Consider the following 15,310-nt stretch of genomic DNA (forward strand, 5'->3'; position numbering starts at 1 on the left):
GCTGGGCGGCACGCGGCAGCGCGGGACGAGCCAGTACCATGGGGGTCATGCAGAGCGTCGCGGCAGCCCTCGCAAGACTGGGCGACCTGGCTGCCTCCCCCACCATTTCCCGTTTGGCGGATGCGTTCGCGGACGCCGGTTTCGAACTGGCCCTCGTCGGCGGTCCGGTGCGAGACGCGTTCCTGGACCGCGTCACCAACGACCTCGATTTCACCACCGACGCCACCCCGGAGCAGATCCTCACCATCGTGAAGCCGATCGCCGAGGCGCATTGGGACATCGGCCGGGCCTTCGGCACCATCGGCGCCCAGATCGCCGGCGAGAAGGTGGAGATCACCACCTACCGCGCCGACAGTTACGACGGCCAGACCCGTCGCCCCGACGTGGTGTTCGGCTCCAGCCTGGAGGACGACCTGCTGCGCCGCGATTTCACGGTGAACGCCCTGGCGCTGCGGCTGCCGCAGGTGACGCTCGTCGATCCGTCCAACGGAATCGACGATCTCCTCAACGGGGTTCTGCGCACGCCGACGGCGCCCGAGATCTCGTTCGGCGATGACCCGCTGCGGATGATGCGGGCCGCGCGGTTCACCGCGCAGCTCGGCTTCACCCTCGAGCTGGAGACCGCGGTGGCCATGTCGGCCATGGCCTCGAGCATCGACATCATCTCGGCGGAACGCGTCGGCGACGAACTCGGAAAGCTGCTGCGGGCGGACAACCCGCGGGCCGGCATCGAACTGCTCGTGGAGTCGGGCCTGGCCGCCATCGTTCTGCCGGAGATCCCCGACCTGCGCCTCGAGGTGGATGAGCACCACCACCACAAGGACGTCTACCAGCACACCCTCACGGTGCTCGATCAGGCCATCGGATATGAGAGGTCGCGCAAGAACCTCGCCGAGCCCGACCTCGTGGTGCGCTTGGCGGCGCTGCTGCACGACATCGGCAAGCCGGCGACCCGGCGCCTCGAGCCCGGCGGCGTGGTGAGCTTCTACCACCACGACGTGGTCGGTTCGAAGCTGGCGAAGAAGCGACTGCGCGCGCTGCGTTTCGACAACGACACCATCTCGGCCGTCTCCCGGCTGGTCGAACTGCACCTGCGGTTCTTCGGCTACACCGAGGGCGCCTGGACCGACTCGGCTGTGCGCCGCTACGTGCGCGACGCCGGGGACCAGTTGGAACGGCTGCACATCCTCACCCGCGCCGACGTGACCACCCGCAACCGCCGCAAGGCCGACCGGCTGGGCTTCGCGTACGACGACCTCGAGCAGCGCATCAGTGAACTCGCCGCTCAGGAAGAAATGGAAGCGGTACGCCCCGACCTCGATGGTGAGGAGATCATGGCGGTACTCGGGCTCACGCCCGGACGCGAGGTCGGCGAGGCCTACCGTTACCTGCTGGAGCAGCGCCTGGACGACGGCCCGCTCGGCACCGAGGAAGCCACCCGCCGGCTGCAGTCCTGGTGGGCCGCGCGCGAGGCTTGACCCCTCTGGGATGAGCTCCTCCTCCACAGCCTCGTCGCGTGGTGCCGTTCTGCACAGCATCGCGCCCCACGGCGGTGGTGGCCCCGGCGGCAGGCACTGTCGGGGCATGGAAACCACCGAAGCGCCCTTGTTCCACGTGAAACGTCGCACCCTGCTCGGACAGTCCGACACCGAGCGGTGGCGCTTGGCTCGCCGTTCGGGTAGTCTTGGCAGGTTGTCTGTGTGCCGGAGTCCCGGCCTCCACGTTCAACACATGCACAACCCTCCTGTTGCAGAAATACTGCAGCCGTTTTAGTCCGAAGGAGGTGGGTTAGTCATGCATCAGTACGAGTTGATGGTTATCCTCGATCCCGAGATCGATGAGCGCACCGTAGCTCCCAGCCTTGACAAGTTCCTCAACGTTGTTCGCAACGATGGTGGAACCATTGACAAGGTTGACGTTTGGGGTCGCCGCCGTCTCGCATACGAGATCAACAAGAAGGCCGAGGGCATCTACGCCGTCGTCGACTTCACCGCGAACGCTTCAGCAACTGCCGAGCTCGACCGCCAGCTGAAGCTGTCGGAAGCCGTCATGCGCACCAAGGTTCTCCGCGCCGAAGAGGGCATCGCCCAGGTTGCCGTCGCAAGCAAGCTTGCCGCCGAGAAGGCCGCCCGCAAGGCTGCCAACCCGAAGGCTGCTGCTGCTCCGGTCAAGGCCGACGCTCCTGCCGCAGCTCCCGCTGCCAAGGTCGCCGCTTCCGCGAAGCCCGCAGCTGCCCCGGCAGCTCCGGTCGCCGTGGACGCTCCTGCCGAGGCAGACGCCGACAAGGCAAGCGACAAGTAGCCCATGGCCGGCGAGACCGTAATCACCGTGGTGGGCAACCTCACCAGCGATCCGGAACTGCGTTACACGCAGAACGGGCTGGCGGTAGCCAACTTCACCATTGCCTCCACTCCGCGCAATTTCGATCGCGCGGCCAACGAGTGGAAAGATGGCGAGGCACTGTTCCTGCGCGCGAGCGTTTGGCGTGAATTCGCCGAACACGTGGCCGGTTCACTGACCAAGGGTTCCCGTGTCATCGCTTCCGGGCGTCTCAAGCAGCGTTCGTATGAGACCAAGGAAGGTGAAAAGCGCACGAGCATGGAGCTCGAGATCGACGAAATCGGTCCTTCGCTGCGCTACGCCACCGCCTCTCTCACGCGTGCGCAGTCCTCGTCCGCTCCTCGCGGCGGCGCGCCCGTCGCGCAGCAGCAGGGCAACGACGAGCCCTGGGCACCCAGCGCCCCCGCAGCCAACACCGGCGGCGGAGATGTCTGGAACACCCCGGGCAACTTCAGCGACGAGACCCCCTTCTAAGCCGAACCTCACGGTTGACGGCTGCACACACACGTTTAAGAAAGTAAGGAAATCATGGCTGGAAAGTCGAGCGGCGACCGCCGCAAGCCGCTCCGCGGTGCTAAGGGTGGCAAGAACGCCGCCCCCGCGAAGTCGATCCGGGTTGGTGTCATCGATTACAAAGATGTCCCCACTCTTCGGAAGTTCATCTCAGAGCGTGGAAAGATCCGCGCCCGCCGCATCACCGGCGTCTCCGTCCAGGAGCAGCGCCTGATCGCGCGTGCCGTCAAGAACGCCCGCGAAATGGCCTTGCTGCCCTACGCCGGCTCAGGCCGGTAAGGAGCCCTCACATGTCGAAACTGATTCTGACGCACGAGGTCTCCGGCCTCGGCACCCCCGGTGACATCGTTGATGTCAAGAACGGGTTCGCTCGCAACTACCTTCTCCCCCAGGGCTTCGCTGTTGCGTGGACCCGCGGTGGCGAAAAGCAGATCGAGCAGATCAAGGCCGCCCGCGTAGCCCGCGAGCACGCCACCCTCGAAGAGGCCCAGGCCCTCAAGGTCGCCCTTGAGAGCACCAAGGTCAAGCTGGTCGTCAAGGCCGGCGCCGGCGGACGCCTGTTCGGCTCCGTCAAGACCACCGACGTGGCCGAAGCGGTTGCCGCTGCCGGTCTCGGTGCCGTCGACAAGCGCAAGATCGAGCTCAGCCCGATCAAGGCGACCGGCGAGCACACGGCGACGGTTCGTCTGCGCGACGAGCTCAGTGCGACCATCACCCTTCAGGTGGTAGCCGCTAAGTAAGCGTCTGTACCCGGGTGTGGCGGTGGTTCCTTCGGGAGCCACCGCTACACCTCTTTAACGCTGCCGCAATTCCCCCGTTGGTGGCACAATCCGGGCCGCGTTTTCCACCCCTTTGTGCACAGGTGTCCACCTATTTCATCAACATTCAAGCGAGTATTGAAACAAGTTTTTCCACACACATGTGAATAGAATAAAAACCTGGTCAAACGCATTTTTAGGTTTAAAACTCGTGAGTTGTCCACAGGTGAGTGCACAGCTTGTGCACAAGCGGGGCGGCGTTTCACGCAGATTCCCCACAGGGTTATCCACAGGGCGGTTTGGCTGGGGAGGCAAGCCTCTCTAGGGTAGGCAAGCGGGTCGATCACCGGATGCGCCTGCGTGCCGGGCGGCTGGTGTCATCGGCTCCTGATAGACCTGAATCACACCAACAGAGGAGGCCCGGCGTGTCGATAGCTCACCTGGGTTACGCAGACCAGCGCGGATCGGATCAGCGCGGTTCTGACCGCGGTTCCGAGTACCGGAGCACCTCCGAACCTCGTCACTCCGAGCGCACGCCGCCGCATGACCTGCTGGCCGAGCAGAGCGCCCTCGGCGGCATGATGCTGAGCAAGGATGCCGTCGCCGACGTCGTCGAGACGGTGCGAGCCGCTGACTTCTACGTGCCCAAGCACGAGATCATCTTCGACGCCATCCTCTCGCTGTACGCGCAGGGTGAGCCCACCGACGTCATCACGGTCACCGACGAACTCACCAAGCTCGGTGAGATCTCCCGAGCCGGCGGCGCGGACTACCTGCACACGCTCACCAGCCTCGTGCCCACGGCCGCCAACGCCGGGTTCTACGCGACCATCGTGGCCGAACGGTCCATGCTGAGAAAACTCGTGGACGCGGGCACCCGGATCGCCCAGATGGGTTATGCCGGCGAGGGCGAGGTGCTCGACCTGGTGAACACGGCGCAGGCCGAGATCTACTCCATCACCGGCAGCACCGAGACCGAAGACTACGTTCCCCTCACCGACGCCGTGACGGCGGCCATCGAGGACATCGAAGCGGCCAAGCTCAAGGACGGCCAGTTCACCGGTGTGCCCACGGGCTTCGCCGACCTCGACGAGCTCACCAACGGCTTCCACGGTGGCCAGCTCATCATCGTGGCCGCCCGGCCCGCCCTGGGTAAGTCCACCCTCGCGCTGGACTTCGCCCGGGCCGCGTCCATCCACCACGACATGCCCAGTATCTTCTTCTCCCTGGAAATGGGCCGCAGCGAGATCGCCATGCGCCTGCTCGCCGCCGAGGCCTCCGTTCCCCTGCAGAGCATGCGCAAGGGTAACGTCGAGGCGCGCGACTGGACGACCATCGCCGCCACCCGCGGCCGCATCAACGACGCGCCGCTCTACATCGACGACAGCCCCAACATGACGCTGGTCGAGATCCGCGCCAAGTGCCGCCGGCTCAAGCAGCGCGTCGGCCTCAAGCTCGTCGTGATCGACTACCTGCAGCTGATGACCTCGGGCAAGAAGGTCGAATCCCGCCAGCAGGAGGTCAGCGAGTTCTCCCGGGCGCTCAAGCTCCTGGCCAAGGAACTGCAGGTCCCCGTGATCGCGCTGTCCCAGCTGAACCGTGGTCCGGAGCAGCGCGCCGACAAGATGCCGGCCATCTCCGACCTCCGTGAATCCGGTTCGCTGGAGCAAGACGCCGACATGGTCATCCTGCTGCACCGCGAGAGCGCCTACGAGAAGGACAACCCGCGCGCCGGCGAGGCCGACCTGATCGTGGCCAAGCACCGCAACGGCCCCACCCGCACCGTCACGGTGGCCTTCCACGGCCACTACTCCCGCTTCGCCGACATGGTGCCCGGCGCATAGCGCTCAGCCGACCGCAGGGTGTGTCGCGGCCCTAGCCCAGGGCAGCGCGGCGCGTGGTGTGCCGGGTGGGTACGGCGGACCAGGGGTCCTGGGGCCACGGGTGCTTCGGGTAGCGTCCGCGCATCTCCGCTCGCACCTGGGAGTACGGACCTGCCCAGAAGGATGCGAGGTCGTCGGTCACGGCAAGAGGATGCCCGGCGGGGGAAAGCAAGTGGAACAACACCGGCACTCGTCCTCTGCAGATTCGTGGGGTCTCTGCCCATCCGAAGCATTCCTGGAGTTTCACAGCCACAACGGGACGAGCCGACGAATCATCGGCGGGTGGGTAGCCGAGACGGACCTGCGAACCGCTGGGAACCCGGAGGCGCTCGGGAACCAGAGCGTCAAGGTCGACCGCGGCGGGCCCGGGCAGTATACGTCGGAGTGCAGGGGCAAGGTCGATGCGCGCGGCCGGAGTGCCGACGGCCAGGTCGCTCAGCTCGGGACCGAGCCAGGCATCGAGCGTCGCGAGCAGAACGGTGTCTGAGACATCCGGCCAGGGCGGTCCGAGCTCGCGATGCAGCAGCGCGAGGCGACGCCGCAGAGCGTCCGCGGCGTCTGACCAGATGAACACTCCGAGGCCGTGCGCTGTGACGGCACGGCGGACGGCATCCCGTCCGCCATCGTCCGCCGGTACGCGCACCGGCACGGACGAGCGAATGATCGCACCGATCCGACGTTCGCGGCGGGCCACGACGCGCCCGTCCACGAACCGTGCATCGACCCGGTCGGTGCAGAGCTGGGGCGCCGCCTGCTCCGCCTGGTCCTCGGAGATGACGGCGGCAGAGCGGATGAGTGCCCCGGTTCCTGCGGCCGCTCGTCCCTCTGCCCGAGTGACGTCCGCCACCGCCAACCAGTCGGCACTCGCGAGCTGACCGGTGATCCCGGCACGGGTGCCGGAGGCGAGGAGGAAGGTCGCACCGTTGGGCGATTGATCGACGCGGCGGGCGATCCACTCGGGAAAGGCGAGCGCGATGATCAGTCCGGTCTGATCATTGCCTCCTCGCGCCGTGTCAGTCGCCCCGGCGAAGCGCTCGAGACGGCGGACATCCTGCTCCCATCGGCGGGCATCCGGGCTTCGTCCCGTACGCAGCGCGGTGAGAGTGGCCTGGGCGTCCCCGTCGGCAACGCGGAGATCGCCGCTGAGCAGCGCAATGACTTCGGCCGCTGTGCGCCCGCCGACCAGATCACTCCCGGCGCGCAGTGCGTGGGCGAGGCGCGGAGCTGTCGGGATGCGGGCGAGCGCTCGCCCGTGGTCGGTGGCGCGTTCAGCGGCATCGATCGCGCCGAGCCCACGCAGCGCGGCGAGGGCCTCGCCCAGGCTGACAGGGGGAAGGGGATCGACCAGTCGCAGCCCCACACCGCTCGGGGCGCCCCAGCAGGCGAGGAGCAAGGCTGCGTCGGTGAGATCTGCCGCCTGGATCTCGGGGGCAGCGTGCGACGGCGCCGTGGCGAAGGTGCGCTCGTCGACGCAGCGGACCACGATGCCCGGCCCCTGCCGGGTGGCGCGCCCCGAGCGCTGGATGGCGGAGGCCTTGGGCGTCGCTCCGGTGACGAGACCGCTCATGCCGCGCGCAGCATCCCGCTGCGGAGCACGAGACAGGCAGGTGTCGACGACCAGGCGTACGCCGGGCACGGTCAGAGAGGATTCGGCCAGTGACGTCGTGACGATGATCCGTGCCGCCGCATCGGGGCTCCGCCCACCGATCACCGCATCCTGCTCGGCGGCCGGGATCTGGCCGTGCAGTTCCCGCACGTCGAACTCCGCGGCGAGACGACGGATGCGTCCGGCGATCTCGGAGACCTCACGCGCACCCGGCGCGAAGACGAGAGCATCGGCGGCCGGATCGCTCTGCACGAGGGTGCGGTGTGCGTCAACCGCGGTGCTCGCGACGTGGTCGAGGAAAGCCCAGGTGACCCCCCGCTCATCCAGTCGAGGTGTGGGAGAGGGCGCCCAGCGTACCTCGAGCGGATGGGCCGGCGCGGTCTGGGTCACGATCGGGGCCGGGCACGCATCCGTACCGAGAATTGTCGCGAACCTCTCGGCGTCGAGGGTCGCGGACATCGCGATGAGGACGAGGTCGTCGCGCAGCTCGCGGACCTCGCCGAGTAGCCCGATCAGCAGGTCCGTCTCCAAAGCCCGTTCGTGCACTTCGTCGATGATGACCGCATCGATCCCGTCGAGACCAGGGTCATCGAGCAGTCGGCGCAGAAGCACACCGGCGGTGACGAACTCGATCACGGTGGTTGGACTCACCTGACGTTCGCCCCGGACGGTGTAACCGACGCGAGAGCCCAGAGCGGATCCGTCCAACTGCGCGAGTCGTCGGGCGGCAGCGCGGGCAGCAACCCGGCGTGGCTGCGTGACGATCACACGACCCGGAACCCGATCGGCGAGGATGGGCGGCACGAGTGTGGTCTTTCCCGTCCCCGGCGGCGCGCTGACGACCACGGTGCGGCTCCGATCAAGCGCCGCACCCAGATCATCGATCGCCGAGGCGAATGCGAGCCCGCGACCGAGTCTCGACGGATCGAACGAAATACGGGTCACGTGCTCAGTCTGTCGCGTTTGGGTGTGTGTGTGTGCTCACGTGTCGCCGGTACCGAGCCGCGACTCTGGGCCCACGAGACGCAACTCAGAGCCAGTGGCCCCCTTCGACAACCGTCGAAAAAAGCCTGACAGCGGGGATGGCCCCGCCTGTCAGGCCTTTTCGGCGTGCGGCGCGTCAGGCCCGGCCGGCCCGGTGCGCCAGACGGCTCACGACGTGCGCGGGTCCTCCGGATCGGCGTCCGGCGCGAGAGCGACATCCGGCGTCACGGCGTCGGGTTCGGCGTGGTCTGCCGCCGACGGGTGCGCCGCCGACGTGTCTGCCGTGGGCTGCGGGTCCTGCGGCATCAGGTCACCGAGGTCCTGCATCTCCTCCGACGCCGGGTCACCCAGGTCAGGCCGGTCTTCCAGGGGTGTTGCCGCGCGCGCCCGGCGCGACCAGAAGGCACGCCGTTCCCGCGTCTGGACGGACACGTTGCCGGCGGCATCCGTGATCGCGGCGGTGATGCGGCCGTCCATCTGGTCGCCGAAGTGCTCGTCGAAGTTGTTCTCCAAGTGGTTGGTGACGCTCTTGCTGATCCGGCGGGCCATCTCCTCCCGGCGCACCCGGCGTTCGACCTGCACCAGCACCTGGTGTTCGGCGCGGAAGGCGCGGTAGGTGGCGATGCACATACCGATCATCACCACACTGACGGGGATCGCCGTGAGGATGGCACCGGTCTGCAGCGCGGATAGCCCGCCGGCCAGCAGCAGCGCGATCGCGACGACGCCGACCAGGCTCGCCCACAGGATGCGGCTCCACTTGGGCGGATCCGTCTCGCCGCCGGAGGCGAGCATGTCGATGACGAGAGAGCCCGAGTCGGCCGAGGTTATGAAGAAGATCGCCACGATCACAACGGCGAGCACCGCCAGCACCGGGCCAAGGGGAAGCTGAGCCAGGAAATCGAAGAGCACGTTCTCCGGAACGATCCCCACCTCGGGGTCGACAAGGGCGGCGGGGTTCTCCCAGACCTGCTTGATGACGCTGCCACCCATGACGGCGAACCAGAGGAAGGTGACGAGCGTGGGAACCAGGAGCACACCGGCGACGAACTCACGCACGGTACGGCCACGGGAGATGCGGGCGATGAAGACCCCGACGAACGGTGCCCAGGAGATCCACCAGCCCCAGTAGAAGACGGTCCAGCTACCCTGCCAGTCCAGACCGGCCGAACCGGTGAAGGCGCTCGCGTCGAAGGTGAGACCCACGATGTTCTGGAAGTAGCCGCCGAGGGACTGCACGAAGACGCGCAGCAGGTACATCGTGGGTCCGAGCAGCAGAACGGCGACGAGGAACAACGCGGCCCCACCGAGGTTGATGTTGGAAAGCCATTTGATGCCCTTGCCGACGCCGCTGACGACGCTGGCGATGGCGATGAGGGTGATGATCACGATGAGGACCACCAGCAGGGTGTTGCTGACCGAGTCGACGACACCCAGATGGCGCAGCCCCGCGGCAATCTGCTTGACACCGAGCCCGAGCGAGGTGGCCACACCGAACAGGGTGCCCACGATCGCGGTGACGTCGATGGCGTCGCCGAGACGACCCTTGACCTTGTCGCCGAGCAACGGCTCCAGAGCCCACCGGATCGACACCGGTCGGCCCTTGCGGTGAATCGCGTAGGCCAGCGAGAGCCCGACGACGGCGTAGACCGCCCAGGCGTGGAAGCCCCAGTGCAGGAAGGTCTGCGACATGGCTGCCGCCGCCAGCTCCGGCTTGCTGCCGTGCACGCCGGGCTTGGGTTCGAGGAAATACGTGAGCGGCTCGGCGGCGCCCCAGAACACCAGGCCGATACCCATTCCGGCGGCGAACAGCATCGCGAACCAGGACATCAGTCCGAACTCCGGCGCATCGTCGTCCTGGCCGAGCTTGATATCGCCGAACCGGCTCAGGCCCATCCACACCGCGAAAATGACAAAGAATGCGACCAACACCACGTAGTACGGGCCGAGGCCCGCCACGACCAGGGTTTGCAGTTGCGCGAGAACGGCGCCCGTGCGGACGGGGAAAAGGATGCTGATGAGAACCACGGCGACGATGATGCCCAGCGCGGGGTAGAAGATCCGCGGGGCCGCCACGTGCACCCCGAAACGGCGCCGCCGGGTTGTCAAAGCGGCTGAAGTGGGTGGGATCAACGGGGCCGGGGTCGCGCCGGGAGTGCACGCGGTGTCTTCGGGTTCGGTGGAACTGATAACGGGCAACCAATCGAGTCGGGGCGTCCCGGGTGCCGAGCTCTGCTCGGGCGTGGACGCCGGCGGCAGTGCGGGAAGATCGTGCGATTCGAGAAGGGGCGGCCGCCGATGTGCGGAACGGCCAACCCTCCACCTTAGGTCGTCCGACCGGCCCCTGGCCAGCCGGGCACGGTCATGGGCAGGGTCTTAGGGCCCGGAAAATCGCCCCGGGCCGGGAAACGACGACGGTACGCTACGAAGTGAGATCGCCCTGGGACGCGCGAACGACCCCGTTTCGCTCGTCCGGTGGCAGATGCGTCAAAGGAGTGGTTGCTCGTGAAGGTTGGCATTGGGCGTGAACGCCGAGACGGCGAAAAACGTGTCGCAGCAACACCGGAAACGGTGCTCCAACTCACCGCGCTGGGCGTGGACGTCACCGTCGAGTCCGGCGCCGGACTGGCCTCCGGCTACTCCGACGCCGCCTACGAGAAGGCCGGAGCGCACCTCGCTCCCGTCTTCGACGCCACCACGTTCGACGTGCTCTGCCATGTGCGTCCGCTGAGCCCCGAACTCGCCGCCACCCTGCCCGCCGGCACCATCACCGTGGGCCTGGCCTCCCCGGCGTCCGAGCTGCCCACCGTGGCCGCCCTCGCCGCCGCCCGGGTCACCTCTTTCGCCCTCGAGCTGGTGCCGCGCATTTCCCGTGCCCAGTCGATGGACGCCCTCACCTCCCAGGCTCTCGTCGCCGGCTACCGCGCGGTGCTCGAGGCCACCATTCGCTTCCCCCGCTTCTTCCCGCTCTACATGACGGCGGCCGGCACCATTCCGCCGGCAAGGGTCCTCGTGCTCGGCGCCGGTGTGGCCGGGCTGCAGGCCATCGGAACGGCCAAGCGCCTCGGCGCCCGGGTCTCCGCGTACGACGTGCGCCCGGCCTCGGCCGACGAGGTCACGTCGATGGGCGGCACCTTCATCGCCCTCGACCTGGACGCCGTGGAGGGCGCCGGCGGGTACGCCACCGAACTCGCCGAGGACCGGGCCGTGCGGCAGCGCGAGCTGCTGGCGCCCTACGTGGCCAAGGCGGATGTGCTCATCACCACCGCCGCGATCCCCGGCCGGCCGGCCCCGCTCCTGGTCACCCGGGAGATGGTCGCCGCCATGCCGGCCGGCTCCGTGGTGATCGACCTGGCCGCCGAAACCGGCGGCAACGTCGAGGGTGTGCTGGCCGGCGAGGACCAACGGGTTCCCACCAGCGCCGGCGACGGAGTCGTCACCCTGGTGGGTATGCGGGACGCCGCCAGTGCGATGGCCTCCGACGCATCCCGGCTGTACGCCAAGAACGTCGCCAACCTGCTCGCGCTCATGACGACCGACGGCCAGGTCGTTCCCGACTTCGCCGACGAGGTCGTCGCCGGCGCCTGTCTCACCTCCGGCGGCGAGGTGCGCCACGCACCCACCGCGGCCGCGTTGGAAGGAAAGAACTGATGGATCCGATCACCCTCCTGACGGTCATCGTGTTGACCGTCTTCGTCGGCTTCGAGGTGGTCTCCAAGGTGTCCAGCACCCTGCACACCCCGCTGATGAGCGGCGCCAACGCCATCCACGGCATCATCCTGATCGGCGCGATCATCGTCGCCGGCCAGCTCGACGACCCGTGGCTGCTGGCCGTCGCGCTGCTCGCCGTGGCCCTGGCCACCGCGAACCTCGTGGGCGGCTTCGTCGTCACCGACCGCATGCTGGGTATGTTCCGCGGCCGGAAGCCCGCCGTCACCACGAAGGACACCACCAAATGAGCCTCTTGTCCGCCGAGTGGACCGCTCTGCTCTACCTGGCCGCGGCCGTCTGCTTCATCCTCGCCCTCAAGGGCCTGAGCTCACCGAAAACCGCGCGCCGGGGCAACCTGATCGGCGCCGCCGGTGCCACCGTCGCCGTGATCACGGTGTTCCTGTCGGCCAAGCTCGACAACATCCCGTACATCCTGCTGGCCATCGCGGTGGGCTCCGCGATCGCCGCCCCGATCTCCCGCCGGGTGCAGATGACCCAGATGCCCCAACTGGTTGCGCTGTTCAACGGTGTCGGCGGTGGCGCCGCCGCGCTCGTCGCGATGCTCGAACTGGGCCACAGCGACGGCCCCTGGGTGCTCGTCGCGGTGGTCTTCACCATGCTCGTCGGCGCGGTCTCCTTCGCCGGCTCCGCGATCACGGTGGCCAAGCTGCAGGAGCTCATCACCACCCGGCCGGTGGTCTTCCCCGGCATGAAGTGGGTCATGAGCCTCGCGGCCGTCGCGGCCGTGGTCATCGGCGGGGTCGTCGTTGCCACCGGGTCCACCGGCTGGGCGCTGCTGCTGCTTGTGATCGGCCTGGCCGTCGGGCTGCTGCTGGTGCTGCCGGTGGGCGGTGCGGATGTGCCCATCGTCATCTCGCTGCTCAACGCCTTCACCGGACTCGCGGTCGCCGCCTCCGGCGTGGTGCTGGACAACGTGCTGCTCGTGGTCGCCGGCACCCTCGTGGGCGCCAGCGGCACCATCCTCACCCGCGCCATGGCCTCCGCCATGGGCCGCGGGGTGAGCGGCATCATGTTCGGCGCGTTCCGCGGCGGTTCCACCGCCGGGTCCACCGTGCAGTCCAACCGGCCGGTGCGCTCGTCCAACGCGGAGGACGTGGCCGTGATGCTCGCCTACGCCCAGCGCGTCGTGATCGTGCCCGGCTACGGCCTGGCCGTGGCCCAGGGCCAGCACACCATCGCCGAGCTCGCGACGACCCTCGAGGCGCGCGGTGTGGAGGTGGCCTTCGCGATCCACCCGGTGGCCGGCCGCATGCCCGGGCACATGAACGTGCTGCTCGCCGAGGCAAATGTGCCGTACGAGTCGCTCAAGGAGATGGCCGAGGTCAACCCCGAGTTCAAGAACTCCGATGTGGTGCTCGTCGTGGGCGCCAACGACGTGGTCAACCCGGCCGCCAAGACCTCGCCGGGTTCGCCCATCTACGGGATGCCGATCCTCGAGGTGGAGGACGCCCGCCAGATCGTCTTCCTCAAACGGTCCATGCGCCCCGGGTTCGCCGGCATCGAGAACGAGCTGCTCTTCGACCCGAAGACCACGCTGCTGTTCGGCGACGCCAAGGACTCCCTCACCAAGGTGCTCGGCGCCGTCAACGCCCTCTGACCCGGCACGTCACGCTCAGGGCGATCAGCCCAGGGCGCCCCAGAGGTTGTGTTCGGCGAGCACCGTGCGCAGCCGGGCCTTGGTGAGGTTGGAGCGCACGATCCACCGGGCATCCGGGTTCTCGCTGGCGGAGAGCGTGCGGAACGCGGCGAGGCCCTCCTCGGGGCTGGCCGCGATGGCCACGCTCCAGCCGTAGCCGAGCGCCTGACGCAGCACCCGGTGCGCCTCCCGGGCTCTGACCGGGTCGGTCACGATCGGCCCGCTGCCGAGCAGCAGGGCGGTGGCCCGGTCGCAGGTGCGCAGCGCCAGCTCCTGGGCCGGGCCGGTGTGCAGCAGCCGTGGTTCACAGATCGCGGCCACGGCGGCGCGCGCGAGCCAGGCATCCGCCGCGTTCGACCACTCGTCGACAATCCCGCGCATTACCTCCGGGTCGGCGTCACCGACCAGTTGCAGGGCCCTGGCCGCACCTTCCCGCACCCGCCAGCGTTCGTCGGCGGCGGCACGACGAAGGGCGGCGAGGGCGCCGGGGCGGTCGGCGGGGTCAAGGGCCAGCCGGCCGAGTCCCTCCGTGCCGCAAAAAGCGAGGTACTCGTCGGCCGAATCGGCCAGGCTCCAGATCAGGTCGGCGGGCGCGGCGGCGGCGAAGGCGTCGGCGAGCGGCAGGTTGGCACGCGGACCCGGCAACCCGGACCGGCTGCTCAGGTAGCCGGGAACGGCATCCGGATCGCGGGCGAACATCTCGGTCAGCGTCGCGAGGTGGTCGGCCGGGTCCGGGCGCGCGGCGGTGCCCGGTGCCGCGTTGGCCGCAGCTCTGGCCGGTGTGCCTGGATCGCCCATGATGACCCCCTATTTCGCCGACCGTAGTCTCCCCGCTGCCCTGGCGCAACGCCTGGCCGGGCCGCGGGTGCCGGCGGCACCGACCGGGCCCGGGTGCGCCGCGTAGACTGGACGGACTCCCTGCGACGAAAGAGGTCCCCGCGTGGCGAACGCCCCGGCAGCAGCCGTCATCGGCACCCGGTACTGGACCGTACCCATCGCGCGCGCCGTGGTGGCGTTCGTGCCGGCGGCCGTGATCACGTTCAACGCCGACCATTCCGCCCAATTCGGCCTGCTCGTCTTCGGCGCCTTCGCCCTGGCGACGGGCCTGGTCACCGCCCTGCTCAGCTGGCGCACCGTGCTCGACCCCCGCGACCGCACGCTCTTCGTGGTGCAGGGCGCCGTGGGCGTCGTCGCCGGAGCCCTGGCCCTGGCCCTGCACGCCGGCGGGCTGGGCTTCTTCCTCTACCTGGTCACGGTCTGGGCGGCCGTCACCGGAGTCCTGGAGCTCTACACGGGCATCCGGGTGCGCGGTCGCGGACCGGTCACGCGGGACTGGCTGGTCGTCGGTGTGTTCACCGCCGTGCTGTCGCTGGCCTTCCTGCTCCTCCCGCCGCACGCGGTCGTCTCGGTGGGGCTGTTCGGCGCCTACCTGGTCATCGTCGGCGTCTACCTCGTCATCGCGGGTCTTTCCCTGTCGTGGGCGCACACGGATGCGCAGCGCGGCCTGGCCCACTCCTCCACAGATTCGGACACCCAGTGACCCAGAACACCCCGCACAAGCCCACCAGGTCCGAAATCCTCAAGCCCGTCGAGCTCGTGGGCATCTCCGCTGTCATGGCGCTCTTCGTGGGCCTGACGATCCTGCTGGCCACCCGCAACCTGGTGCTGTCCTCGATCGCGCTGGGCATCACGTTCATCGTGGCCCTCGTCGTCATCGCCATGCTCGCGCTCGGCATGAAGCCCACCCCGGCCGAGAAGGACGACCTCGACGAGCAGAACAAGGGAAGCAAGGGGCCGGGCCACTAGCCCCGTTTCTCCCGGCACCGCCCCCGAACCCCCACCCGCCGGTGGGGGTTCG

Annotated in this window: 13 protein-coding genes and 1 pseudogene; 11 read left to right on the plus strand and 3 right to left on the minus strand. The window is 68.5% G+C overall.

The window, feature by feature from the left end; genetic code table 11:
• Nucleotides 1–47 precede the first annotated feature (47 nt).
• The 6 genes and pseudogenes from DOE79_RS11420 (at nt 48) to dnaB (ending at nt 5,455) form a co-directional block, all read left to right on the plus strand.
• The gene (locus tag DOE79_RS11420; RefSeq protein ID WP_120340300.1) at nt 48–1,478 is read left to right on the plus strand and encodes a CCA tRNA nucleotidyltransferase; all 1,431 of its coding nucleotides are present in this window, start codon (nt 48–50) and stop codon (nt 1,476–1,478) included.
• Nucleotides 1,479–1,794: 316 nt separating this feature from the next.
• Nucleotides 1,795–2,163, plus strand: a pseudogene (rpsF, locus tag DOE79_RS11425) (30S ribosomal protein S6); the annotation flags it as partial.
• A 141-nt stretch (nt 2,164–2,304) separates the two neighbouring features.
• Nucleotides 2,305–2,814: a single-stranded DNA-binding protein gene (locus DOE79_RS11430; protein ID WP_066598661.1), complete on the plus strand. Its 510-nt coding sequence runs from the start codon at nt 2,305–2,307 to the stop codon at nt 2,812–2,814.
• Nucleotides 2,815–2,868: 54 nt separating this feature from the next.
• Nucleotides 2,869–3,132 carry a 30S ribosomal protein S18 gene (gene rpsR, locus DOE79_RS11435; RefSeq protein WP_035835236.1) on the plus strand — a complete coding sequence of 88 codons (264 nt, stop codon included), beginning with the start codon at nt 2,869–2,871 and terminating at the stop codon, nt 3,130–3,132.
• 11 nt (nt 3,133–3,143) lie between these two features.
• On the plus strand, nt 3,144–3,593 hold the full coding sequence (rplI, locus tag DOE79_RS11440) for a 50S ribosomal protein L9 (RefSeq protein WP_066598659.1): 450 nt from the start codon (nt 3,144–3,146) through the stop codon (nt 3,591–3,593).
• A gap of 443 nt (nt 3,594–4,036) precedes the next feature.
• Nucleotides 4,037–5,455 (plus strand): replicative DNA helicase, encoded by a 1,419-nt coding sequence (gene dnaB / locus DOE79_RS11445; RefSeq protein ID WP_066598657.1) that lies wholly within the window; start codon nt 4,037–4,039, stop codon nt 5,453–5,455.
• A gap of 31 nt (nt 5,456–5,486) precedes the next feature.
• Here the strand turns inward: dnaB and hrpB are convergent, their stop codons facing one another.
• Both hrpB and DOE79_RS11455 read right to left on the minus strand, forming a co-directional pair.
• Nucleotides 5,487–8,045: an ATP-dependent helicase HrpB gene (hrpB, locus tag DOE79_RS11450; protein WP_120338588.1), complete on the minus strand. Its 2,559-nt coding sequence runs from the start codon at nt 8,043–8,045 to the stop codon at nt 5,487–5,489.
• A gap of 207 nt (nt 8,046–8,252) precedes the next feature.
• Nucleotides 8,253–10,160: a BCCT family transporter gene (locus tag DOE79_RS11455; RefSeq protein ID WP_245976905.1), complete on the minus strand. Its 1,908-nt coding sequence runs from the start codon at nt 10,158–10,160 to the stop codon at nt 8,253–8,255.
• 429 nt (nt 10,161–10,589) lie between these two features.
• Between DOE79_RS11455 and DOE79_RS11460 the strand changes: the two genes are divergently transcribed.
• Genes DOE79_RS11460 through DOE79_RS11470 form a run of 3 tightly spaced genes read left to right on the plus strand, consistent with a single transcriptional unit; the run spans nt 10,590 to nt 13,413 of the window.
• Complete coding sequence (locus DOE79_RS11460; RefSeq protein WP_120338589.1) at nt 10,590–11,735, plus strand: Re/Si-specific NAD(P)(+) transhydrogenase subunit alpha; 1,146 nt, start codon at nt 10,590–10,592, stop codon at nt 11,733–11,735.
• Nucleotides 11,735–12,043, plus strand: coding sequence for an NAD(P) transhydrogenase subunit alpha part 2 (locus DOE79_RS11465; protein WP_120338590.1), 309 nt, complete (start codon nt 11,735–11,737; stop codon nt 12,041–12,043). Before DOE79_RS11460 ends, DOE79_RS11465 begins: the two co-directional genes overlap by 1 nt.
• Nucleotides 12,040–13,413 carry an NAD(P)(+) transhydrogenase (Re/Si-specific) subunit beta gene (locus DOE79_RS11470; protein ID WP_120338591.1) on the plus strand — a complete coding sequence of 458 codons (1,374 nt, stop codon included), beginning with the start codon at nt 12,040–12,042 and terminating at the stop codon, nt 13,411–13,413. The genes DOE79_RS11465 and DOE79_RS11470 overlap by 4 nt, the downstream gene beginning before the upstream one ends.
• A 24-nt stretch (nt 13,414–13,437) precedes the next feature.
• Here the strand turns inward: DOE79_RS11470 and DOE79_RS20555 are convergent, their stop codons facing one another.
• The gene (locus tag DOE79_RS20555) at nt 13,438–14,250 is read right to left on the minus strand and encodes a HEAT repeat domain-containing protein (RefSeq protein WP_220094215.1); all 813 of its coding nucleotides are present in this window, start codon (nt 14,248–14,250) and stop codon (nt 13,438–13,440) included.
• 142 nt (nt 14,251–14,392) lie between these two features.
• Here DOE79_RS20555 and DOE79_RS11485 point away from each other — a divergent pair, with 142 nt between their 5' ends.
• The gene (locus DOE79_RS11485) at nt 14,393–14,992 is read left to right on the plus strand and encodes a DUF308 domain-containing protein (RefSeq protein ID WP_120338593.1); all 600 of its coding nucleotides are present in this window, start codon (nt 14,393–14,395) and stop codon (nt 14,990–14,992) included.
• Complete coding sequence (locus tag DOE79_RS11490; protein ID WP_120338594.1) at nt 14,989–15,258, plus strand: hypothetical protein; 270 nt, start codon at nt 14,989–14,991, stop codon at nt 15,256–15,258. Before DOE79_RS11485 ends, DOE79_RS11490 begins: the two co-directional genes overlap by 4 nt.
• The last annotated feature ends 52 nt before the right edge of the window (nt 15,259–15,310 follow it).

The organism is Cryobacterium soli (genome assembly GCF_003611035.1).
Taxonomy (GTDB): domain Bacteria; phylum Actinomycetota; class Actinomycetes; order Actinomycetales; family Microbacteriaceae; genus Cryobacterium; species Cryobacterium soli.